This is a genomic window from Yimella sp. cx-51, from assembly GCF_017654605.1.
Lineage (GTDB): Bacteria > Actinomycetota > Actinomycetes > Actinomycetales > Dermatophilaceae > Yimella.
Map to the genome: position 1 here is coordinate 2239462 of NZ_CP072113.1, position 22684 is coordinate 2262145.

24 protein-coding genes are annotated in these 22684 nt (G+C 66.6%); 17 read left to right on the plus strand and 7 right to left on the minus strand.

Features of this window, described 5'->3' with window-relative positions; translation table 11 throughout:
- Nucleotides 1-70 precede the first annotated feature (70 nt).
- From J5M86_RS10655 to J5M86_RS15660, 9 genes are all read left to right on the plus strand, one after another.
- Complete coding sequence (locus J5M86_RS10655; RefSeq protein WP_188059448.1) at nt 71-247, plus strand: DUF6104 family protein; 177 nt, start codon at nt 71-73, stop codon at nt 245-247.
- Entirely contained in the window at nt 244-924 is a 681-nt protein-coding gene (locus J5M86_RS10660; protein WP_188059447.1) for a GDSL-type esterase/lipase family protein, read from the plus strand. Before J5M86_RS10655 ends, J5M86_RS10660 begins: the two co-directional genes overlap by 4 nt.
- 174 nt (nt 925-1098) lie before the next feature.
- On the plus strand, nt 1099-2031 hold the full coding sequence (locus tag J5M86_RS10665; RefSeq protein ID WP_188059446.1) for an ABC transporter substrate-binding protein: 933 nt from the start codon (nt 1099-1101) through the stop codon (nt 2029-2031).
- The gene (locus J5M86_RS10670) at nt 2024-2977 is read left to right on the plus strand and encodes an amino acid ABC transporter permease (RefSeq protein ID WP_244328323.1); all 954 of its coding nucleotides are present in this window, start codon (nt 2024-2026) and stop codon (nt 2975-2977) included. The genes J5M86_RS10665 and J5M86_RS10670 overlap by 8 nt, the downstream gene beginning before the upstream one ends.
- Nucleotides 2974-3819 (plus strand): amino acid ABC transporter ATP-binding protein, encoded by an 846-nt coding sequence (locus J5M86_RS10675; RefSeq protein ID WP_305847082.1) that lies wholly within the window; start codon nt 2974-2976, stop codon nt 3817-3819. Before J5M86_RS10670 ends, J5M86_RS10675 begins: the two co-directional genes overlap by 4 nt.
- Nucleotides 3816-4163, plus strand: coding sequence for a S24 family peptidase (locus J5M86_RS10680; RefSeq protein WP_208965012.1), 348 nt, complete (start codon nt 3816-3818; stop codon nt 4161-4163). The genes J5M86_RS10675 and J5M86_RS10680 overlap by 4 nt, the downstream gene beginning before the upstream one ends.
- A 58-nt stretch (nt 4164-4221) precedes the next feature.
- Complete coding sequence (sodN, locus tag J5M86_RS10685; protein ID WP_188059444.1) at nt 4222-4629, plus strand: superoxide dismutase, Ni; 408 nt, start codon at nt 4222-4224, stop codon at nt 4627-4629.
- Between the two features lie 194 nt (nt 4630-4823).
- Nucleotides 4824-5132, plus strand: a complete 309-nt coding sequence (locus J5M86_RS10690; protein WP_188059443.1) for a hypothetical protein — start codon at nt 4824-4826, stop codon at nt 5130-5132.
- A complete protein-coding gene (locus tag J5M86_RS15660; protein WP_304952490.1) occupies nt 5129-5902 on the plus strand; it encodes a hypothetical protein in 774 nt (257 codons plus the stop codon). Before J5M86_RS10690 ends, J5M86_RS15660 begins: the two co-directional genes overlap by 4 nt.
- A 146-nt stretch (nt 5903-6048) precedes the next feature.
- On the opposite strand, the gene J5M86_RS15785 is transcribed toward J5M86_RS15660, so the two are convergent.
- The gene (locus J5M86_RS15785; RefSeq protein ID WP_370587309.1) at nt 6049-6123 is read right to left on the minus strand and encodes a 50S ribosomal protein bL37; all 75 of its coding nucleotides are present in this window, start codon (nt 6121-6123) and stop codon (nt 6049-6051) included.
- A 296-nt stretch (nt 6124-6419) separates the two neighbouring features.
- Here J5M86_RS15785 and J5M86_RS10700 point away from each other — a divergent pair, with 296 nt between their 5' ends.
- Together J5M86_RS10700 and J5M86_RS10705 are read left to right on the plus strand one after the other, a co-directional pair.
- The gene (locus tag J5M86_RS10700; protein ID WP_188059442.1) at nt 6420-7733 is read left to right on the plus strand and encodes a hypothetical protein; all 1314 of its coding nucleotides are present in this window, start codon (nt 6420-6422) and stop codon (nt 7731-7733) included.
- Between the two features lie 14 nt (nt 7734-7747).
- Nucleotides 7748-9010: an HD-GYP domain-containing protein gene (locus tag J5M86_RS10705; protein ID WP_188059441.1), complete on the plus strand. Its 1263-nt coding sequence runs from the start codon at nt 7748-7750 to the stop codon at nt 9008-9010.
- 22 nt (nt 9011-9032) lie between these two features.
- Here the strand turns inward: J5M86_RS10705 and rsrA are convergent, their stop codons facing one another.
- From rsrA to J5M86_RS10725, 4 genes are all read right to left on the minus strand, one after another.
- Nucleotides 9033-9305, minus strand: coding sequence for a mycothiol system anti-sigma-R factor (rsrA, locus tag J5M86_RS10710; protein ID WP_188059440.1), 273 nt, complete (start codon nt 9303-9305; stop codon nt 9033-9035).
- Nucleotides 9302-9979, minus strand: coding sequence for a sigma-70 family RNA polymerase sigma factor (locus tag J5M86_RS10715; protein ID WP_188059439.1), 678 nt, complete (start codon nt 9977-9979; stop codon nt 9302-9304). The genes rsrA and J5M86_RS10715 overlap by 4 nt, the downstream gene beginning before the upstream one ends.
- A 184-nt stretch (nt 9980-10163) precedes the next feature.
- Nucleotides 10164-10817, minus strand: a complete 654-nt coding sequence (locus J5M86_RS10720; RefSeq protein WP_188059438.1) for an alpha/beta family hydrolase — start codon at nt 10815-10817, stop codon at nt 10164-10166.
- Nucleotides 10818-10821: 4 nt separating this feature from the next.
- Entirely contained in the window at nt 10822-11664 is an 843-nt protein-coding gene (locus tag J5M86_RS10725) for an SOS response-associated peptidase (protein ID WP_188059437.1), read from the minus strand.
- A gap of 92 nt (nt 11665-11756) precedes the next feature.
- Between J5M86_RS10725 and aroA the strand changes: the two genes are divergently transcribed.
- The 5 genes from aroA (at nt 11757) to J5M86_RS10750 (ending at nt 18218) form a co-directional block, all read left to right on the plus strand.
- A complete protein-coding gene (gene aroA, locus J5M86_RS10730; RefSeq protein WP_188059436.1) occupies nt 11757-13055 on the plus strand; it encodes a 3-phosphoshikimate 1-carboxyvinyltransferase in 1299 nt (432 codons plus the stop codon).
- A gap of 4 nt (nt 13056-13059) precedes the next feature.
- Nucleotides 13060-14070 (plus strand): ribosome small subunit-dependent GTPase A, encoded by a 1011-nt coding sequence (rsgA, locus tag J5M86_RS10735; protein WP_188059435.1) that lies wholly within the window; start codon nt 13060-13062, stop codon nt 14068-14070.
- A 3-nt stretch (nt 14071-14073) separates the two neighbouring features.
- A complete protein-coding gene (locus J5M86_RS10740) occupies nt 14074-15840 on the plus strand; it encodes an FUSC family protein (RefSeq protein WP_188059434.1) in 1767 nt (588 codons plus the stop codon).
- 73 nt (nt 15841-15913) lie between these two features.
- Entirely contained in the window at nt 15914-16693 is a 780-nt protein-coding gene (gene hisN, locus J5M86_RS10745) for a histidinol-phosphatase (RefSeq protein WP_188059433.1), read from the plus strand.
- Between the two features lie 64 nt (nt 16694-16757).
- Nucleotides 16758-18218 (plus strand): sugar transferase, encoded by a 1461-nt coding sequence (locus tag J5M86_RS10750; RefSeq protein WP_188059432.1) that lies wholly within the window; start codon nt 16758-16760, stop codon nt 18216-18218.
- Here the strand turns inward: J5M86_RS10750 and J5M86_RS10755 are convergent.
- On the minus strand, nt 18212-19597 hold the full coding sequence (locus J5M86_RS10755) for a pitrilysin family protein (RefSeq protein WP_188059431.1): 1386 nt from the start codon (nt 19595-19597) through the stop codon (nt 18212-18214). The genes J5M86_RS10750 and J5M86_RS10755 overlap by 7 nt on opposite strands.
- Nucleotides 19594-20868 carry a pitrilysin family protein gene (locus tag J5M86_RS10760; RefSeq protein WP_188059430.1) on the minus strand — a complete coding sequence of 425 codons (1275 nt, stop codon included), beginning with the start codon at nt 20866-20868 and terminating at the stop codon, nt 19594-19596. The genes J5M86_RS10755 and J5M86_RS10760 overlap by 4 nt, the downstream gene beginning before the upstream one ends.
- A gap of 265 nt (nt 20869-21133) precedes the next feature.
- Here J5M86_RS10760 and J5M86_RS10765 point away from each other — a divergent pair, with 265 nt between their 5' ends.
- A complete protein-coding gene (locus J5M86_RS10765; protein WP_188059429.1) occupies nt 21134-22639 on the plus strand; it encodes an FHA domain-containing protein in 1506 nt (501 codons plus the stop codon).
- Nucleotides 22640-22684 lie beyond the last annotated feature (45 nt).

The following is a 22684-nucleotide window of genomic DNA, read 5'->3' on the forward strand; positions in this document are numbered from 1 at the left end:
GTCGGACGTCGCCGATGACCTGCATGGGTGTCGCCGCACTGCCGGAGGCGGCGACGGGTAGTTTGGACCTATGTATTTCACCGACCGTGGCATCGAGGAACTCGCCACGCGACGAGGCGAGGAAGAAGTGTCGCTGGAGTGGCTGGCCGACCAGCTGCGCACCTTCGTCGACCTCAATCCTGAGTTCGAGGTGCCGGTGGAGCGGCTCGCCACCTGGCTGGCCCGCCTCGACGATGACGACGAATGATGAGTGAGGGATCTGTGAGCACCCAATCCGACGGGCACCGCGAGCCGGAATTCAACCCGAGCGCGGAGTTCCAGGTGATCGATGGTCCGCGCCGCGTCGGGCTGTGCTTCGTCGGCGACGAATATGTCGCCGGTCTGGGCGACCCGAAGGCATTGGGCTGGGTCTCTCGCGTCGTCGCCCGAACGCCGCACGCCGGCGTCGATCTCGCGGCCTACAACCTCGGGGTGCGCGGCGATTCCTCCACCGACGTCCTGGCCCGCTGGCAACAGGAGGCGCAGCCACGGTGGCGCACCGCCAACGAGCGCCGCTTGGTGGTCGGCTTCGGCATGCAGGACATCGAGGAAGGCATCTCGACCGCGCGGTCTCGCCTCAACCTCGCCAACATCCTGGACGACGCCTCGTCGTCGGCGATCGCAACCTTTGTCGTCGGCCCGGCTCCAAGCCTTGACGCCGAGACGAACGAGCGCTTGCAGGTGCTCGTCGATGCCCAGGCCGACGTCTGCTCCCGGCGGGGTGTCACGTACGTCGACTGTTTCCGTCCGCTGCTGGGCCACGACCAGTGGCAGGCCGACCTCTCGGCATCTCCCGATGGCTTGCCCGGTCAGGCCGGCTATGGACTGATCGCATGGCTCGTGCTGCATGCCGGCTGGCAGAACTGGTTGAACCTCGACGGCTGACCAGCCAACTGGCGGGCTGCTGCGAGCACGCTGCCCGAGCGGAACCACTCGACCGCGCCAAGGTCACAACTGGTGACACACTTTCGGCGAGTGCCTGCAGGCCCTGGGGTAACGGTGTAAAGATGTGCGGACATTCGTGCCCGCACCCGGGCCCCGCTTCACGAGGAGTTCCCCATGGCTTCGGTCCACCTGCGCCGCCGCGTCGCCCTTACCACCGCGCTCGCCCTGTCCTTCGGGCTCACCGCCTGCGGTTCCGACAGCCTCGACACCGGCTCCTCGTCCTCGTCAGGCGGCAGTGCCACGGAGTCGTCGAAGTCGGTCAGCGCCGACCAGAAGCTCGCCGACATGGTGCCGGCGGCGATCAAGTCCAAGGGCACGATCACGATCGGCACCGACGCCTCCTACGCCCCGAACGAGTTCCTTGCCGACGACGGCAAGACCATCCAGGGCCTCGACGTCGACCTGGTCAACGCGGTGCTCGCCAAGCTCGGCCTGAAGGCGAACTGGCAGAACGCCTCGTTCGGCACGATCCAGAACAACGTGCAGAGCGGCAAGTACGACATGGGCGTCTCCTCCTTCACCATCAACAAGGAGCGCCTGGGCGCCGTCACGATGGTCAGCTACTTCAGCGCCGGCACCCTCTGGGCCACCAAGAAGGGCAACCCCGACAAGGTCAACCCCGCCGAGCCCTGCGGTCTGACGGTCGGCGTGCAGAAGGACACCGTGCAGGTCGACGACCTCACCACGCGCAGCAAGAAGTGCACGGACGCCGGCAAGAAGGCCATCACCCAGGTCGTCGAGCAGGACCAGAGCAAGGTGACCGCCAACCTCATCTCCGGCAAGGTGCAGGCGATGGCCTCCGACTCCCCCATCGCGCTCTACGCCGTGCAGCAGACCGGTGACAAGCTCGAAACCGTCGGCGATGTCTACGACTCCGCGCCCTACGGCCTGGTGCTGAAGAAGGACCAGACCGACTTCGGCAAGGCGCTCGCCGAGGCCTTGAAGTCGATCAAGTCCGATGGCACCTACGACTCGGTGCTGAAGAAGTGGAACAACACGTCCGGTGCAGTGAGCACCTTCGAGGTGAACCCCAGTGTCGGTGGCTGACACACGAGACGAAACGGACCGGCCGGGTGAGATCAACGCCCGGCCGGTGCCGCACCCGCTGCGTTGGGTAGCCGTCGGCATCATCCTGCTGCTCATCGCGATGATGATCAGCTCGTTCGTCACCAACCCTGCGTGGAATTGGGGCTTCGTCGGAGAGGTGATGAACTACTCACCGGTGCTCGAGGGCCTGGTGAAGGGCACCCTGATCGGCACCGTCGGCGCGATGATCCTCGGCGTGACCCTCGGCATCATCCTGGCGATCATGCGGCTGTCGGAGAACCCTGTGCTGCGGGGCGTCGCCTTCGCGTACACGTGGTTCTTCCGGGCCATCCCGCGCTTGGTCCTTCTGGTGATGATGGGCTCCGGAGTCGCCGTCCTCTACCCGAAGCTCGATGTCGGTTTCCCCTTCGCACAACAGATCTTCGGGGTCGACAACAACCTGATGGTCGGCTCCATCAACGTCAACCAGCTCTCGAACGGAATCATCGTCGGCATCCTCGGCCTCGGCTTGTCCGAAGCCGCGTACATGGCCGAGATCGCCCGCGCCGGCATCCAGTCGGTCGATCGCGGTCAGACCGAGGCGGCCCAGGCCCTGGGTATGTCCTCGGGCAAGTCGATGCGCCGGATCGTGCTCCCGCAGGCCATGCGCGTGATCGTGCCGCCCACCGGCAACGAGACGATCGCCATGGTCAAGGACACCTCGTTGCTGTCGGCTGTGCCCGTGACGATGGAACTCTGGTACCAGGTGGGTGTGGTCGCCAACAAGACCTACAAGATCGTCCCCGCCTACGTGGCAGGTTTCGTCTGGTACCTCATTGTCTGCTCGATCCTCATGGTCGGCCAGGCATGGCTGGAACGTCGGTTCGGACGCGGGTTCGGCACGAGCTCCAACAGCCCGGCCAATCGCACGAAGTTCCTCGGCATGATCGGAGGTGGCGGCAAGTGAGCACGCATCCGCACCGCGCGGCCGGCACCGAACTGGTGCGTGCCCTCAATGTCACCAAGCGCTTCGGCGACAACGAAGTACTCAAGGGCATTGACCTTAACGTCTCCCAAGGCGAGGTCGTCTGCCTGCTCGGACCCTCCGGCTCGGGCAAGACCACCTTCCTGCGCTGCATCAACCAGTTGGAGACCATCCAGGGCGGACGCATCTGGGTGGACGGCGATCTGATGGGCTACGAGGATCGCGGTGGCACGCTGCACCGCCTGCACGACAAGAAGATCGCCGGTCAGCGCCGCGAGATCGGCATGGTCTTCCAGCGGTTCAACCTCTTCCCGCACATGACCGCCCTGGAGAACGTCGCCGAGGCACCGGTGCACGTCAAGGGTGTGGGCAAGAAGCAAGCACGCGACCAAGCGCTCGCGCTGTTGGAACGGGTCGGTCTCGGCGACCGCTGCAACCACTACCCGGCGCAGTTGTCCGGCGGCCAGCAGCAACGAGTGGCCATCGCGCGAGCACTGGCGATGGAGCCCAAACTCATGCTCTTCGACGAGCCCACGTCGGCGCTCGACCCCGAACTCGTTGGTGAGGTGCTCGAGGTCATGCGTGAGCTCGCTGAAGGTGGCATGACGATGATCGTGGTCACCCACGAGATCGCCTTCGCCCGCGATGTCGCCGACCGCGTGGTCTTCATGGATGGCGGCGTCGTGGTGGAGCAGGGCCCCCCGCGCGAGGTCATCGCGCGTCCCCAGCACGAACGCACTCGCACCTTCTTGCGGCGCATCCTCGCCGAACAGCCTGAGGACGCCACTCCATCGCCGGACGCGCCCAACCTCACCAAGAGTTGAGCAGGCTGCGTCACAACTATCGGATCGGCCTCGCCACAGTGCGGGGCCGATCGATGTTTCCGACCTACCGGGACGGCGACCGATTGCTCGTGCTCTACGGCGCGCGACCTCGGGCAGGTCGTCCGCATCTGGTGCAGCCACCGCCATCCGCCACCGGTGCGCGACCGCTGTCGATCAAACGGGTGGAGCACCGCACCGATGACGGCTGGTGGGTGCTGAGCGACAACCCGGACGAAGGCACCGACTCGCGCATCTTCGGCCCCATCCCCTACCGCGACATGGTCGCAAAGATTCTGGTACGTATACCCCGACCCATCGGCCGACGGCGGCTGCGCAGAGAGTAAGTTCGAGGACGACGGGCACGAGCATGCGCTCGCCCGAGACTCCACGGAAAGGACTGTCATGAACTTCCTGCGCCGCTTCATCGCCCCGGCCGTCGAGGTCAGCGCCCACTGCGACCTGCCCTGCGGTGTGTACGACCCCGCCCAGGCTCGCATCGAGGCCGAGTCGATCAAGGCCATCGACAAGAAGGTCGCCGACAGCGACGACCCCGACTTCCGCATCCGCGCGATGATCATCAAGGAACAGCGCTCGCACCTGGTCAAGGAGCACCTGTGGGTGCTGTGGACCGACTACTTCAAGCCGCCGCACTTCGAGAAGTACCCCAACCTGCACACGCTGATCAACGAGGCCACCAAGCTGGCCGGAGCGGCGGGCACGAAGGGCTCCTTCGACGAGTCGGTCGCCGACGACCTGCTGGGCAAGATCGCCGAGATCGACAAGATCTTCAAGGAGACCAAGCAGGCCTGACCTGCCCCGCCTCCTTCACGGACGAGCCGCCACCGCTTTGGTGGCGGCTCGTTCGCTGTGTCATGGCCGCCGAACTATACGAAGAATTGGTGTGACCATTACCCGCTGCTGGTCTGGGAGTCGGTAGGTTCAGCGGTTGCTCCGGAATGACTCCGCGGCAACCCATTTTCCGCGCTACCCCTCGGGGGGCCGTTGTGAGTGAGATCGACCCACACAAAGCCCCGCCGGCGAACAAGGGCCTCCTGGTCCTGGCCGGCGTCCTGCTCATCATCCCTTGCCTGGCGCTGATGCCGGTGAGCTTCTACTCCGACCTTAAGAACCCACGGGGTAACGACATCGGTGGCGGGCCGATGTTCGTCTGGTACCAGATGATCTGGGCCTTCCTCACCGCGTCGTTCACCTCAGCGGCCTTCATCGTCGTGAAGAAGGCACGGCCACACGTGCCGATGCGACACGTGGGCCGTCACGCCGCACGCGACGAGTCCGCGGAGCGTGACGTATGAGTACCGCACTGCACACGCTGCTGACGGCGCCCGACCTTTCCCGTCCGAACACTGGGGTCAACTGGACCGCGCTCACCATTTTGATCGTCATCTTCCTCGCGGTCACGGTCATGGGCTTCCTGGCCACGCACTGGCGCAAGGCCGACTCGATGGAGTCACTGGATGAATGGGGTCTGGGTGGACGCAGCTTCGGCACCTGGATCACCTGGTTCCTGCTCGGCGGTGACCTCTACACCGCCTACACCTTCATCGCCGTGCCCGCCGCGATGTTCTCCCTCGGCGCGATCAACGGCTTCTTCGCCGTGCCGTACACGATCGTGGCCTACCCGATCATCTTCTTCTTCATGTTCTACCTGCCCTCCAAGGTCGGCGGCTGGGGCAGCGTCTTCGATGCCGCGCAGGACAAGATGGCCAAGCCCAACCCCGCAACCGGTAAGCCGGGTGCATTCGTGGTCGGTGAAAACCAGCAGTGGGTTGCACCGCTGGGCGGTGCTGGCGGGCTGGGCAGTGGGCATGATCTACGGCACCTGGACGGCATACGGCATCTCCAGCCCGGCCACCAAGAACTTCGGTGGATCGGTCGACAAGATTCCGGTGATCAAGGAGCTGGGGTACATCGCATTCACGGCCTTCGTGCTGAACGTGCTCGTCGCAGTCGTCCTGACCTTCGTGATGCGGGCCGCCAAGGTGCCGTACGGCAAGGACGAGACGGTGACGATCGACTACTTCGCCGACGAGGACGACCCGCGCGTGCAGGCGTACGACCCTGACCCGTTCGAGGATCACAGCCACGACGGGGTGCGTCCGAGCGGACGGCACGCAGCGACGGACTGAGGAACACCGGCCTCATGCAGAAGTCCGCAGGAGCGGCGGGGAGACCCGTCGATCCTGCGGACTTCTGTGCGATGCGCTCTGCTCAGGCGTTGGGACGCTTGCCGTGGTTGGCACCCTTGCCCTTGCGCGAGCGACGCTTACGGGCGCGCTTGCTCATGACTGCTCCTGGTTCGATCGATCAGCCGGACGGGTCCGGCAAACTCACGCATCGTCCCACACGTACGCCCCTCACACCGAATCTATGGTCGACTGTTGTGCCAGAAGGGAGTATGGGCCTCCTGTGAGCCGTGCCATAATCATCTGTCGGCTCCATCAGGACCGCCCTCGCACCACGGACCGTCAGGTGGACCATGAACCCAGAGATCGACCTCCTGCTCGGGATGCTCACCGGTACGTCTCCCAAGGCTCCCTCGCCCATCGTCGGCTGGAAGCCGCCGACCGGCTGATCTTCCGGTGACGCCGGAAACACAAGCCCCCGCTGCGGAGACCGAGCTGGTCGCCAATTCGCAGCGTGACGCGCTCCGCAGCGCGACACCGATCAACCTTGTCCTCACCGTCGCGCTCGTCGCGGCCCTGACCGTCGACCTCTGGCAGGGCTTCGACATCGGCGATCCCGCAACGGTCGTCCTTCTCGCGACAGCCGCATGGATGTCGGAGAGCTTCGCCGCCCTCGTCCAACGGTTCTCCTCCGTTTCTCTGGTGTCGACTCTGGTTGGCGTCGCCACCGTGCTGTGCGGACCCCTCGGCGCGAGCATCGTGGGCCTGAGTTGCGGTCTCTGCCTAGGGCGCTGGCCCCTCCCGGTCCGATTCTTCAACGCCTTCATGAGCGGCGTGATGGGCGCAGTCGGCGGGCTGACCTTCAATCACTTCGTGGGTGACGGCGCAGGGCGCCTGGTATGGGTACGGGACAACATCGGCAGCCTGATCCTCCCGATCGCCGTCACGACACTGGTGATGCTGTTGGTCAACGCCCTGCTGGTCGGACTGGTCATCCGCGTGACAGCCGGAGTGCCGTTCAGCAGGTCACTGCGAGATTTCGGCGAGCACGGAGTCGGATTGTTCCTGGCCGGCGGCCTGATCTCTTATCTCGTGGTCGTGCTGTGGATCGGAGCAAAGGTCGGACCGCTGACCATCCTGGTCATGGCCCCACCCCTACTCCTGGTGCAGTGGGCCTCGGCAGCCACCGTCGCCGAGGCCTCCAGCGCCGATCACGCCGTGGACGCACTCGTGGCCTCCCTGGAACTCAACCGTCCTGGCACACGAGCGCACGGAGATCTGGTCGCCGCCATCGCCGAAGGAATCGCAAACCTGAGCGGATTGTCCGATGACGAAGTGCACCAGGTGCGACGGGCCGCACGACTGCACCACCTCGGAACCATCGCCACATCCGACCCCGGACGTGCCGAGCTCGATGTCGCGGTGGCCCGTCGAGGCGCGCAACTCATGGAAGGTGTGGAGTTCCTTGCCTCCGTGCGGCGCATCGTTGCGACGCAGTCGGACGCCGCGATCGACACCGCCCCGCCCGCGCAGGTGTTGGCGGCCGCGGAGCTCCTGGCCGATTCTTTGGAGAAGGATCGACCACAGGTGAACGCTGCGACCCATGCCTGGGTCGAGCAACACATTTCCCTGATCGCAGACCATCCCGACCTCGCGCCGACGCTACGCACGGCCATGCAAGCGCTGCCAAGCACGCCGCTGCCCGATCAACTGCTCGTGCGGCATTTCTCCGACGTGGGCCCGCGGCCCCCCGGTAGAGGTGCGACATGAGATCACGTGGCCGAATGATCACACGAGGGGTGCTCAGCACCCTCGTGGTCATCCAGCTCATCGCGATGACAATGGTCGCGACGCACTGGTCCAGCGCACTGGACAGCGCCGGCTGGCGGCTGGGCGTGATGCTCCTCGCCCTTGCTCTCAGCGTTCCGTTACACCTTCGGCTCCCCAGCGGTCTTGACGCCTCGCCCGTCGCGCCGTCCATTGCGCTGGCCATGGCACTCACGGCGCTGCCGACTTCATCGAACGCCTGGCTCAACACCGCCCTGGTCGTGATCGCGGTGACCGCTGGTACCTTGCTGGGCCACGTCGTGGGGCGACTCCTGCGGCAACCACCGGCAGATGTCGCCCAAGTGGCCACTCGGATCCTGAGCGTCGCCGCAGCCGCTGTCCTCTATCGCAACGTGCCCTTCGTGGACGGTCGATCCGCCGCCTCGATGGTGCCGGCATGGGAGAACTCGGGTTGGCGCATCGCGCTGGCGATGACTGCCTGCGGTGCTGCCGCGATCGTGCTCGACGTCATGTTGCTGGTGTTGCGCACGGCACCGCAGGGCCGGTTGCGCGAGACGATCACCCACCGCGGGGCGGAGGTCGGGCCGGTGTGGCTGGCCGTGCTGGGGGTGGCCGTCGGGATGGCTCTCGGGTTCGGCCCGCTCGATCTGTGGTCGGTGCCGATCATGGCTATGCCGCTGCTGCTGATGCGCACCGCGCTGCGGCGGCAGGCTGCCGTCGTACAGGTGCGCCGCGACACGATCTCGGCACTCTCACGCCTCCCGGAGCGCACCGGCTTCATCACCGAGGGCCACAGCCTGAGGGTGCGGATGCTCGGCATGCGCATCGGCCAACAACTCATGCTCACGGATCGGGAGATGCGCGATCTGGAGAACGCCGCGCTCCTGCATGACCTGGGACAGCTCGGGCTCATCGAGCCCATCCCCAACGGCGCGACCAGCGACGCGGCGCCCACCGATCAGCTCGCCATCGCCGCAGCCGGCGCCGAGGTGGTGCGCAACATCGCCAGTCTCGAACGCGTCGCCTCGATCATCGAGCACCAACCGACGCCTTATCGAAATGTTCGGGAGTTCGGTGAGGAGCTCTCGGTCGAATGCCGCATTCTCAAGGTCTGCAACGCCTACGACGATCTGACCCTCGGTCGGGGCGAGCTGCACACCGCAGCCATGGAGCGCATCTCGCTCGGCATGGGATACGAGTACGACCCGGATGTCGTCGACCTGTTGAACAACCTCCCGCAGCTACCACCCGTCCGGTGAACATCACCGGAACCGGTCGGACTCAGTCGAGTCGGTGAATCTCCACGGTCGTCACCTGCACGGTGATGCTCTGCATGATGCGGCTGCGCAAGGCGGTTGGCGCTTCCTCACATGCGCATGACCGCCGGACGAGGGCCTTCATGATCGCGTCGCGCTGGTACTCGTCCAGGCACGGCGGGCAGTCGGACAGATGCTGTTTGAGCACCTGGCAGTCCTGCTCGGTCAGCTCTCCGTCGAGGTACTCCGCGAGATGTTCCAGGTAGCTGTCGCAACCCTGGGCGTCGTCGAAGATCATGCGTTCTCACCCTTGATGAATCCGCGCTCGCGCGCGTAGTCGGTGAGCTGCTCACGCAACATCCGACGACCGCGGTGCAGTCGTGACATCACGGTGCCGATCGGGGTGTCCATGATCTCGGCGATCTCCTTGTAGGAGAAGCCTTCGACGTCGGCGAAGTAGACCGCGAGGCGGAAGTCCTCCGGGATCTCCTGCAGAGCCCGCTTCACGTCGGAATCAGGCAAGTGATCGAGCGCTTCGGCCTCGGCAGACTTCAGGCCGGAGGAGGTGTGCGCCTCCGCGCGGGCGAGCTGGTAGTCCTCGATCTCGGCGGCGTCGGACTGCTGCGGCTGCCGCTGCTTCTTGCGGTAGTCGTTGATGTAGGTGTTGGTGAGGATGCGGTAGAGCCAGGCCTTGAGGTTGGTGCCGGGCTTGTACTGGTGGAAGGCGGCGTACGCCTTGGCGAAGGTCTCCTGGACGAGGTCTTCGGCGTCGGCCGGGTTGCGGGTGGTGCGCAGGGCCGCGCTGTAGAGCTGGTCGAGGTAGGGCATCGCGTCGCGCTCGAAGCGGGCGAGGCGTTCGGCTTGACTCTCGGCAGACACGTCGACCTGACCGCCGGACACGGCGGTGGTCTCGTGGCTGCGGTCGTCGGCGTCGGTCTCGACCGTGCTGGTGGCAGAACGTTCCTGAGTCATTGCGCTCCAGCCTATCGCCGACGTCCGACGATCGGTTTCCTTCGGCTTGGTCGGCAGGCCCACGCCGCCGAGCGCCGTGTCCTTCGGCGCACTGGGTGCAAAGATCACGTCCGACTTCTCCTCGTTCAGTGCAGGTGGTGGGGAGGTCCCGCACACGCCCCGATCAACAGCACCGGTCAGGAGTTCATTCCGCGAACGTGACCGCCAACCATTCCCGAACGGCGATCAGGACGTCATCCGGATTCTTGCTGAAACCGTGGGCGCCCTTGCACTCGTGGATCGACAGGCCGGTGGGCAGATCGCCCGCGTCGGCGAACTCCTCGACGAAGTCCGCGGGTCTGCCGAACGGGTCGCTACCGCCCTGGACGACCGCAACGGGCAGGCCGGCCTCGAGCGCTCCCCGCAGTTCCGGTGCACGCGCCCGGTCGGTCTTCCCGGCCCCGCTCAGCGGGAAGGAGAGCGCAAGCACGGCGTCCGCACCCACCTGCGCGGCGGTGCGGCATGCCACCCGTGCACCCGCAGATCGGCCGCCGACCACCAGCGGACCAGGCAGCGCGCCGCTGACGCTGGTCAACGCGTCGATGATCGGCACCCACGCCGCGTCAAGCGTTTTCGGCGGGGTAGCCACCTTGCGCCCGGCAACGCGCCACGGCTGTTCGACACGGACGTAGTTCCAGCCGTCCTGGGTGAGTTCGCGCAGTCGCACGAGGTCGGGGGCCTCGATGCCACCGCCTGCTCCGTGGCTCACAACGATGCTCCCGCGCGCGTCAGGCACGGTCTCGACGTGCGCCCGCGCGATGCCGACCGGCGTGTCGATCTCCTTGATCTGAAACGTCATTCGGTCATTCTCCGATGATCTCGCCGGTGGCCGGATCGACGACCCCGTGCAACTGGTGCTGTCCGATCGGCAGCGTCAACTGTTCGCCGTTGTTGCGACCCGAACCCACCGCCGCCGACACCGGCCACGCTTCGAAACGCCCTCCAACACCCGTGTGGAGCAATGCCCGCACCTCGTCCGGGTCGGTCATCGCCGGATCGAGCCACGCGGCGAAGTGCTCGCGGTCGATCACCACCGGTTGCCGGTCGTGGATCCGGTCGAGGCCGGGCTCGGCTGCGGTGGTGATGATGGCGTAGGTGGTTAGCCAGGCGTCCGGGTCGTCGGTCGCCTTCGACTGATCGCGCCAGAACTCATAGACACCGGCGAAGGCGCACGCGCCGCCGTCACCCCGACGGATGAAAAAGGGTTGCTTACGCGGCTTGCCCTTGGCATCAGTGGACGTCGGGCTCACCTGCCACTCGTACCAGCCGTCAGCCGGCACCAGACAACGCCGGCTGATCGCAGCCTTGGCGAAAGCGCCCTTCTCCAGCAGCGTCTCGGCCCGGGCATTGATCATCCGCAGGCCGACCTTGGTGTCCTTGGCCCAGGAGGGCACCAGACCCCAGGTCAGGAGTCGCAACTGCCGCACCGCACTCGCGTCGGGATCGTTCTTGTCGTCCTTGGGCACGCGGGTCAGCACCACGGGCGCCTGCTTGGTCGGCGCGACATTCCAGTCGGGCGTTCCGGCCGGTGGATCCTGGGGGCGCACCAGGATCGAGCGCGCATGCTCGGCCATCCGATCGTCCTCGACATCGAACTCGTCGGTGATGTCGTCTGGGCTGAAACTCACAGCGTATCGACCACACATGACATCGAGCCTATGCCGCCTCCGACGTCCGGTGCCGAGACGGACAGAGACGGCATCCCACTCACCGCAAGGGCGGACTACCGTAGGGCCCGATGGATTCTCACAGTTCGACCGGCGACTGGCCGGCACCACTTGCGACCGGCCCCCTCCAGGCGACCGTTGATGTTCCGGGCTCCAAGAGCCTGACCAACCGATACGCGGTGCTCGCCGCGCTCGCCACTGACATCTCCCGCCTGCACCGGCCGCTGGTGTCCCGAGACACCACCTTGATGTTGCACGCGTTGCGCTCGCTGGGCACCGGCATCACCGAGGAGGAGTTGGACGGCGCGCCCAGCTGGCTGGTCGATCCGCAAGGAATGCATGGGCCCGCCGAGATCGACTGCGGGCTCGCGGGCACGGTCATGCGTTTCCTCCCCCCGGTCGCAGCCCTCGCCGACGGAGCCGTGCGCTTCGACGGCGACCCGCACGCCCGCAAACGTCCGATGGCCCCTGTGCTCGGCGCGCTGCGCGACCTCGGCGTACAGATCACGACCGACGGCCATGAGGGCCTTCCTTTCGTGGTGCACGGCACGGGTGCAGTGCGCGGCGGCAAGGTGGTGATCGACGCCTCCGGTTCGTCACAGTTCGTTTCAGCACTGCTGCTCACCGGCGCCCGCTTCGACGACGGCGTCACCGTCGTCCACGACGGCAAACCTCTGCCCTCCCTGCCGCACATCGCCATGACGGTCGAAGTACTGCGGGACGCCGGAGTGATGGTCGACGACGCCGACGCCAACACCTGGCGGGTTGAGCCCTCCGAGATCTCCGCGCTCGAAGTCGAGGTAGAGCCCGACCTGTCCAATGCCGCACCCTTCCTCGCAGCTGCACTGGTCACCGGTGGCACGGTGCGGGTGCCCGGCTGGCCGCAGTCGACCACGCAGGCGGGCGACGCACTCCGCGACATCCTCGACGGGATGGGCGCGGATGTCAGCCTCGACCGCGGCGGTCTCACGGTCACCGGCACCGGCGAGATCTCCGGAGTCGACCTCGACCTGCACGATGTCGGAGAGCTCACTCCGGTCGTGGCCGCCCTGGCGGCGCTTGCGGATTCGCCCAGTGCGTTGCGCGGCATCGCGCACTTGCGCGGACACGAGACCGATCGTCTTGCTGCCCTGACCCATGAGATGAACGGTCTGGGCGGCCAGGTCACCGAGACCGACGACGGCCTGCTCATCCGGCCGACGACGCTTTCGGGCGGCACCTTCCACACCTACGGTGACCACCGCATGGTGATGGCTGCCGCCGTTCTCGGCCTGCGCGTGCCGGGTGTGCTGATCGAGGACGTCGCCACCGTCGGCAAGACCATGCCGACCTTCACGGCGATGTGGCGATCGATGCTGGGCCAGGATTGACCGCATGGGTCGGCGCTACGACTACGACGAGTCACGGATCGGGGTGCGCCCCAACCCCAAGGGCAACCGCCCCCGCACCAAGGACCGCCCTGCGCACGCCGACGCCGTGATCGGCATGGTCACGGGGGTCGACCGGGGGCGCTGGACCTGCCTGGTCGAAGGGCAGCCCGTGGTCGCCATGCGGGCCCGCGAGTTGCGTCGCAGCCCGATCGTGCCGGGCGATCGGGTCGGTCTGGTCGGTGACACCTCCGGCGCCGACGGATCCTTGGCCAGGATCGTCCGGATCGAGGAGCGGTCCACGTTCCTGCGGCGTACTGCCGATGACACCGACCCGGTGGAGCGCGTGCTGGTGGCCAACGCCGACCAACTCGCGATCGTCACCGCCCTGGCCGATCCCGAACCTCGTCCGCGGATGGTTGACCGCTGCCTCGTCGCGGCTTATGACGCCGGGATGCACCCCCTGCTCGTGCTCACCAAATCTGACCTCGCCGACCCGCAAGAATTCCTGAAGTCGTATGCCGGACTTGAGCTTTCGTACGTCGTGACGCAGGTGCGCGACGACGGAATGATCGAGGGCCTGGGCGAACTGCACTCCGCGTTGGCCGACCGCATGACTGTGCTGGTCGGTCATTCCGGGGTGGGGAAATCAACCCTGGTCAACGTTCTCGTGCCCGGCACCGATCGTGCCGTCGGCCATGTCAACGCCGTCACCGGGCGAGGACGTCACACCTCCACCTCCGCGGTCGCGCTCGAGCTACCGGACGGAGGCTGGGTGATCGACACCCCCGGCGTCCGCTCCTTCGGCCTGGCCCACGTCGATCCCGACTCGTTCATCGACCACTTCCCCGAGCTCGCAGCCGGCACCGACGACTGCCCGCGCGGGTGCACCCACGACGACGAGTACTGCGCACTGGACGCCTGGGTCGACGCCGGGCATGCCGGCACCTCGGGCCGCGCTCGCCTCGAATCACTGCGACGTCTGTTGCGCTCAAGGCTGGGCACCGAGGAGGACTGAGTCATGTCATGGGGTCTGGCTACGGTGGGCGCGAGCCTGTCCGGACTGGCGCAGATCAAGTCAGCCCCCGGTCAGTGGAAGGTCGCCACTCGCGCCACCGCGATGACCGCGATCACCGTCGGCGTGGTCTGGCTGGCGCTCGGTAAGGAACTAGCCTTGCTGGCGATCACCGGATCGTTCATCGGCAATACCGCAAGTGCCCGACCCTGGCGGGCTCGGCTGCACATCCTGGCGTGGATGGACCTCGCCTACATCGCCGGCTGTGCGATCGCCGTGGTCATTGGCAGCAATCCGGTGCTCCTCACGCTGACTCTCACCGCCATCGCGATGACCGCGGTGCTGGGTTACAACGCGGTGATGGCCGACCCACCGGGCCCGATGTTCCTCATCATGGGCCCCGCCATCGCGTCCTACCTACCGACCGTCGGGGTCGACAAGTGGCAGGTGATCGCGGTCTGCGTGCTCAGCTGCCTCACCGCATCGATCGCGACGCTGGCGTTGCATCCCCGGGCTGACTCCGCCGAAGCGCAGGCCGTGGACGCCGCCCGCGAAGCGGTCGAGGAGCTCATCGAGCAGGCCGCACAACCTGACACCACCGACCTGGAAATCGCTCATCTGCGCGACACTGCCTACGCGCAGGTGCTGAGCGCCAGCATGACCTTGGAGGAGGCAGCCGGCCGCAACGCCAGGGCGTCGGCATGGCGCTCGCTGTTGGTCGACCTGCGCAGACTGCACTTCCAGGTCATCGGCCAGGTGGCCTCCCGCTCGCTGCCCGGGGCCGTGGTGGAGGTCGACGCCGCCGCCCAGCGTCGCTACCTGGGAGCACCGCCGGTGAAGTACCTGTTGCGGTGGGCTCTCTCTCCTCGTTCGCTGCCCTGGCTCGCGTCCCGCCGGATCGGGATGGCGATCGCCTTGACCTGCGCGGTGTCGTACGGTCTCGACCTGCGCCACCCGTTCTGGGCGGTGATGACCACGGCCCTGGTGATGTCGCTGGGCACCGATCGGCTCTCACTCACCCACCGCGGTCTGCATCGAATGATCGGAACGGTGGCCGGCACCGTGGCATTCGTGGGTCTGCACCATCTCGACGCCACGCTCGAAGTGACCATTGCAATCTGCCTCGCGCTGGTCTTCATGGTGCAGTGGACCGCGGTGCGCAACTATGCGATCGCCGCCTTCTTTGTCACTCCGATGGCGCTGCTCGTGACCACGAGCACGGCGCCCGGCCACGCAATCGGGACGGTCATCAAGGAGCGGATCCTCGAGACCCTCATCGGAGTCGCGGTGAGCCTGGTGGTGATGTGGGTGACCGATCGCCGCGCACCGATTGCGTTGGTACGCAGGCAGTATCGCCGCGTCCTGCGGGTGACGGCTGACCTGCTCGATCTCATCGCCACCGATCAGGAGAAGTCAGAGGCCGGTTATCGGGTGCGCCGCGACCTGGCCTACGAACAACTGCAGGCCGGGCGCATCCTGCAGATCGCGCAGCAGGACCTCCCGGTCACTTTGTCCGCGTGGTCACGGGTCGAGGTCACCGTCAACCAGTTGGCGTACACGGCGTTGGTCGCGTGTTGGATCCGCAACCCGAAGAAGTATCTGGACGCGGCGGCCATGGCCACCTGTCTGCGCGCGGTGATCCGCGATCTGCCGCCGGTGGGCACCAGCCCGATCGATGGCGATGAGCTGTGCGACCGCGTCGATGAGGTGTTGCGCACCGGCTCCCCAAAGATCGTCACCCCGAGCGTGCCGCAGGACGCACCTGCCGAGTGAGCGGCCGCCGACCCGGTACGGTCGGGCCCGTGAGTGCTGAACGCTGCGAGACGCCTGAGCCCGGGAGCGTGCGATGAGTTACGCCGATGACGTGCGCGTCGCCCATGTGATCGCCGATGCCGTCGAGCCGACGACGATGGGCCGCTTCCAGGCCGACGACCTCGTCGTCAACACCAAGCCCGATCTGACCCCCGTCAGCGATGCCGATCTGGCCGCCGAGGAGATCATTCGCGGGCAGCTGAAGCGCGCTCGCCCCCGCGATGCGGTGCAGGGAGAAGAGCACGGCCTGGAGGGCAAGGGCCCCCGCCGGTGGATCGTCGACCCGATCGACGGCACGAAGAACTTCGTCCGTGGCTTACCGGTGTGGGCCACTCTCATTGCGCTGGTGGACGACGGAGAGCCCGTCGTCGGGCTCGTGGCCGCACCCGCACTCGGACGTCGGTGGTGGGCCGGCAAGGACACCGGCGCCTGGACGGGTCGCAATCTGCAGGGCGCGCGTCGGATCTCGGTGTCGAAGGTATCGAAGATCGAGGATGCTTCGTTGTCCTATGCCAACGTGCGCGACTGGGACGCGCACGGCAAACGGGAAGCCATGCTGCAACTGATGGACGACGTCTGGCGCAGCCGGGCGTACGGCGATTTCTGGTCACATGTGCTGGTCGCCGAGGGCGCTGTCGACATCGCTCCGGAGCCGGAGTTGGCCGTCCACGACATGGCCGCACTCGTGCCGATCGTGACCGAGGCCGGCGGCCAGTTCACCGGACTGGACGGTACGCCGGGCTGCTGGAGCGGCAACGGCATTAGCACCAACGGGCTGCTGCACGACGAGGTGCTGCGCCGGTTGGGACGCTAGTTCGGGAGAACATGTGTCCAAGGAATTCGGGAGACCACGGTTGAAGCAATAGGGTTTGACCACAATGGCTCCAAATCCGTCCACTATCCACCTGCCGTGGAAGACACGTCTGCAGGGTCGCATCGTTGCGCTCGACCTCGTGCTGATCGCGGTCTCACTGGCCGTTGCGGTGTACGTACGGTTCGGCGAGTCGCCAAAGTCGCGGTTGGTCGGTTTCGCCCAGCTTTCCTATGTGGAGACTGCGCTTCTACTCGGTGCAGGATGGCTGATCGCCCTGGCTGCGGGTAGCAGCTATCACCTCGATGTGGTCGGCGTCGGGTCGGAGGAATACCGCAAAGTCACCCGTGCCACTCTGCTGCTTTTCGGCGCAATCGCCATCACCGCAACCACGTTCAAGATCCACTTCGCCCGTGGCTTCCTCGCCATCGCCCTTCCACTGGGCCTGGCACTGCTCCTGCTGGGCAGGCTGATCCACCGCAGAGTTCTGCTGCGTGAGCGGATTGCTGGCAACTACATGGCACCGGCTCTCGTGGTGGGTTCGCCGGTGGAGGTGCGATATGTCGTTGACCTCATGCGCCGGCAGCCCTTCGTCGGATATGCGCCTGTCGCCGTTGCCACCGCGAGCGAGGAGGACTTCGAGCTGACCGACGGGTCGACGCTGCCTGAGATGGGCTCGCTGGAGGACACCGCCGAGTCAGCCGCCCGCGTCGGAGCGTCCATCGTCGTCGTCGCCGGTCAGAGCCAGATCGATCCCAAATCGCTGCGCCGGCTCAGTTGGCAACTGGAAGAACGTGGCTGCGAACTCGCACTTGCCACCCGGATGACCGATGTCGCAGGCCCCCGAATCCACTGGCGTCCGATCGAGGATCTCCCGCTGATCCGGGTGGAAATGCCGCGGTACACCGGAGGCAAGTTCGTCGCGAAGCGGGCCTTCGACCTCGTGGCTGCTCTGGGAATGCTCGTCCTGTTCGCTCCCGTCATGGTCGTGACCGCAATCCTGGTCAAGGCGCACGACGGCGGCCCCATCTTCTTCCGCCAGAGCCGGGTCGGCATGAACCAGGTCGAGTTCAAGATGACCAAGTTCAGGTCGATGGTGATCGACGCCGAGCACAAGCTCGAAGAACTCCGCGCATCCAGCAACGGCAACGGCAACGGCAACGGCAACGAAGTGTTGTTCAAGATGCCCGACGACCCGCGTGTCACGCGGGTCGGCCGGTTCATCCGGCGCTACTCCATCGACGAACTTCCGCAGTTGTTCGACGTCATCCGAGGCTCCATGTCGCTTGTCGGACCCCGCCCGCCGTTACCGGCCGAGGTGCTCACCTACGACCATCGGGCAGAGCGACGGCTCTACGTCAAGCCAGGAATCACCGGCCCGTGGCAGGTCGGCGGACGTTCTGGACTCACGTGGGAGGAGAGCATCCGCAAGGACCTCTACTACGTCGAGAACTGGTCGATGACCGGTGATCTGCTCATCCTGGCGCAGACCGTGCAGGCGGTCATCAAGGGCGACGGCGCTTACTGAGCCTCGCTCTTGCCGGCAACACCCGCCCGGTCGCTCACGACAGTGACTTCTCCCAACCCGAGTTGCTCGACCGCCGCGGCGTACTTGGCGGCGTCGCCGACCAGCACGACCGTTCGCGGCGATGAGCTCCATTGCTGCCACGCCGCATTCACGTCCTCGACCGTGAGTTCGCGCATCGCGGCGAGATAGTCGGTGATGAAGTCGGTCTCCAGGCCCACCAAGTGCAGGGACGCCGCTTCGTCGGCCACCGCGTCGGCGGTGGCATAACGGGCCGGTGCGGTCATCGAAAGATAGTCGACGCCTTCCTTCACCTCGGCCGCGCTGAGTCCGTCATCGGCACCCGAGAAGATCTCGCCCAGCAATCGGAGGGCATCGGCGGTGGCGTCGGCGCGCACCGATCCGCCGACGACGAACTGTCCGAAGTCGGAGCGCGGCCGGAAGCTACCCCGCATGCCGTAGGTATAACCCTTCTCCTCGCGCAGCACCCGGTCGATACGCGCGTGCGGCGAGCCCCCGATCGCATACGAGAGCACCGGGAAGGGCGCCCATTGGCTTCCCTCCTTGCGCGCCGGACCCAACCAGCCCATGTGGATCTCGGTCTGCACCGAGCCGGGACGGTCGACGAAGACCACTCGCCCCCGATCGTCCGCCGGTGCATCCGGCGTCACCTGGGGAGACAGGCGCTCACCGCTCACCAGCCACGTGCCGAGCGTCGCCTCGAGGTCGGCCAGCATGGCCGCCTCCTCGAAGTCACCGGCCACCACCACATACGCCTCGTCCGGACGCACCCACCGGCGGTGGAACTCCTCGCAGTCATCGCGGGTCAGCTGCGCCAACGAGTCACGTGAGCCACCCGTGGGTCGGGAGACCCGGGAATCAGTGGTGTAGAAAGTGCGGACGAACTCCAGCGTCGCGCGGTAGCTCGGATCGGCCATCTCGTGATCGATCTGCGAAAGACGTTGCAACCTGTGGCGATTCACCTCCTCGTGCGGGAAGGCGGGCTCGGTCAGGCATTCGAGCGCGAGGTCGAAAGCGGTGCGGACGTGACGCGTCGCGGCCTCCAGGTCGACCCAGATGCCCTGGTGCGCAACACCGGCGTGCAGCCCGATGCCGTCCTGCTCGAAGAGCTCAGCCATCTCGTCGGCGGAGTGGGAGGCTGTGCCCTCGTCCATCGTGCGCGACACGATCGTCGCAACACCTTCGCGCTCACGCGGCTCAGCAGCCAGCGGCACCGGGAGGTTGATGCGCGTGGAGGTGACGTGCTGACCGGGCAGGTCGTACAACGCCACGGTCAGACCGTTGCTCAACCGGTGCCTGGTTGCGTCGGGGAACTGCCACGGAGCCGGCGGGTGGACCTCCGGTCGTTCGACGAAACTCATGCCGCACTGCCCTTCCGGTGGACGACGACCGCGCGGGACGCCGGGTCGAGCCACGCCTTGGCCAACCGTTGCACCTCATCGGTGGTGACCGTCGCGGCGTCGTCGAGGTGATGGTTGATGTGCTGCGGATCGTCGTGCAGCAAGGTGTAGTGGCTGATGGTGTCTGCTCGTTCCTCGTGCACCGCCAGGCCCTGCAGCCAGCCGCGTTCGAAATCGGCGAACGCGGTAGCGAGTTCTTTCTCGGTCGGGCCGTGATCGGCCAGGCCCTGCAGTTCTTCGACCAGCGCCGCTTCGACCGCCTCGACGCAGCTGTCACCGGCCACGTCAGCGGTGAGCAGCCCGAGCGACACCCCGTCGACCAGACCCATTGCGCTGCGCGACACCTGGGTGGCGATCTGTTCTCGGCGCACCAGCCTGCGGTAGAGCCGCGACGTCGCAAGGCCCGCGAGGATGTCGAACGCAGCTTCGGCGACCAGGAACTCCCTGGTGTGATCCGGCGGCAGCCGGAAGGCGAGGTAGAGGCGATCGTCCGGCACGTCGTCGGTGCGTTCGAACCGCAGGGGCTCCGTGAGCGGTCTCAGCGGCTCGCTGGCAACGGTCGGTGCGAGGTCGACTCGCGCAAGACCGCCGAAGTACTTCTGCGCCAACGCGATTCCCTCGTGCTGACCGACATCGCCGACCAGTGTCAGCACGGTGTTGTTGGGCCCGTAGTGCCGCTTGAAGAAGTCGTGCACATCGTCGAGCGTCGCAGCATCGAGGTCGGCCATCGAACCGATCGTCGAGTGGTGGTAGGGGTGGCCCTGGGGGAAGACGAGTCCGTAGATGTCCTCCAGCGCGTGACCATACGGACGGTTGTCGTAACGCTGCTGCTTTTCTTCCTTGACCACATCGCGCTGGTTGTCCAGGCATGCCTGGTTCACCGCGTCCAGCAGGTACCCGTGCCGATCGGCCTCCATCCAGAGCGCGAGATCGAGGACGCCGGTGGGCACGGTCTCGAAGTAGTTGGTGCGGTCGAACCACGTGGTGGCGTTGAGCCGCGCACCGTGCGCCATGAGCGTCTGCATGTGCTCGCCCTCGGCCACGTTGCGCGACCCCTGGAACATCAGATGCTCGAAGAGATGCGCCAGACCGGTGCGAGCCGGACGTTCGTGGCGCGATCCGACATTGACCCAGAGATTGACCGCCACGATCGGCACACTCGGGTCAGGGGCGACGACGACCCGCAGGCCGTTGTCGAGGCGCGCCTCGCGCAGGGTGAAGTCCAAGGGCATGGCCGCCACCCTACGTGCGGGCAGCGCCCAGTCGGCCCGGCGCTCGGGATGGACACCGCCTACGCGGCCCGCAGGAGCCAGCGAGCCTCTTCACCACGATCTCCATGTCGACGTTGAAGAAGGCACACTCCCGGGCTGTGACTTCGCGCACCGCTCATACCCCGCGCAGCCGCAAAGGACGTCGTGGGGGCGTGGAAAGGTAATCTGAGCAATCGTCGGCGCAGTGCGCCGGAACCGCAAACGCCACACCGAAGTCGGAGACCTGATGAGTACCTCGCACGACCCGCAGTTCGGCCACCCGAACGCACCCTCAGGCACCCGCGGACCTGCAACGATCGTCTGGCGCGACACCGCGCCGGGCGCAGCAGCGGCATGGGCCGGACCGGAGGCGTTCAGCGGCCCCCAGCACAACGAGCCCTTGCCCGACGAGCGGCCCGTGCAGTCCCTGTCGTCGGCCTGGGCGTCGGCGGCACCTGCGCCGGCACAGCGCGAGACCACCCACCAGGTCGAGGAGGCCGACGAGCCGTCGTTCACCGACGCGCGGGAGCAGCAGCAAGACTCCGAACCCTCTGCTGTTGGTGCCGATGAGCACGACGTGGTCGACGAGCGACCCGGCGGTGTCGCAGCGCACCAGGACGATCAGCGCTCTGCCGACCCCGGCTACACGACCTCCTCCGATGACTCCGGCAACGTCTCCGAATCCGATCGTCCGCAGCATGACCGTTCCAGCGACTGGGGCGCAGCCAGCGCTGGCGCCCTCGGCGGCGCGGCAGCAGCGGGTGCTGCGACACCCGGCGGCTGGGTGCAGCCCGGTTCCGCGCCCACCGCGGACGAGGTCCACCACAACTGGACCGAACAGCACGGAGAGCTTCCGCCCAGTTCCGAGCCGTGGTCAGCGCCCGACGACCAGCAGGCACCTCAGGGAGGCGACGAGCCGGCTCAGCACGCGCCCGACCCCTACGCCTCGCCTGCCCCTGATGGCCAGGGCGAATACCGGGACGCGGGCCGGCAGACCCACGACCCGTATGCCCGGCCCCAGGCCGACCAGGCAGAGAGCCACGATCCGTACGCCCAGCCCCAGGGCGACCAAGCACAGAGCCACGACCCGTACGTCCAGCCCCAGGCCTACCAAGCACAGGGTCACGACCCGTACGCGGGTGCTCCCTACCAGCAGCCGCAGCAGCACGACCCTTACAACTCGCCCGCGGATCACGTTGGGCAGCAGCACGATTCGTCTGCCTCCTCCTTCTTGGCCAAGCCGCAGTCGCAGGCGCCGGCCCAGCAGGACTCGTCCCTGCAGGACGAACAGCCGTGGGGTGGCCACAGCGGCCAGGAGCAGCACCACCAGCCGCAGGACGCCGCGGCGGCCGAGGATGCTTGGTCGGCGCACCAGCACTCCGAGCCCGACCAACCGATGGCGACGGATCCGTCGGCAGGGGACGCGATTCCCGCTCCTCCGACAGGTCAGGAGAATGTCACCGTTTCGAGCTCGAACTCCGGTGCAGAAAACGACGCGGCTGCGGACGACGAGTCGCTGACCATCGGTCGCGGCCGCGACAACTCGATCGTGTTGGACGACATGCTCGTCTCCCGTAAGCACCTGCGCATCACCGCCGACGACCAAGGCCTGCTGCTGGAAGACCTCGGCAGCCGCAACGGCACCTATGTCAACGGCCGCCGGGTCGAGACCAGCCACCTGCAGGAAGGCGACCGCATCGGGGTCGGTGGCACCACCTTCGAGGTGCGTGACGGCTGGCTGGTCACGATCTGACTCCTCGAGCGGGTACACCGCAGGCAAGTCGGACGAAGCAAGGCA